1 rRNA gene is annotated in these 223 nt (G+C 59.2%); it reads left to right on the forward strand.

Annotated elements, in window-relative coordinates:
* A 23S ribosomal RNA gene (locus E4K09_RS04375) occupies nucleotides 1-223 on the forward strand; the annotation flags it as partial.

Consider the following 223-nt stretch of genomic DNA (forward strand, 5'->3'; position numbering starts at 1 on the left):
TCCTTGAAATACCACCCTTGTAGACATGGATGTCTAACCGCGATCCGTTATCCGGGTCCGGGACAGCGCATGGTAGGCAGTTTGACTGGGGCGGTCGCCTCCCAAAGAGTAACGGAGGCGCGCGAAGGTGGGCTCAGAGCGGTCGGAAATCGCTCGCTGAGTGCAATGGCATAAGCCCGCTTGACTGCGAGACTGACACGTCGAGCAGAGTCGAAAGACGGCC

The organism is Microvirga pakistanensis, assembly GCF_004458765.1.
GTDB classification, from domain to species: domain Bacteria; phylum Pseudomonadota; class Alphaproteobacteria; order Rhizobiales; family Beijerinckiaceae; genus Microvirga; species Microvirga pakistanensis.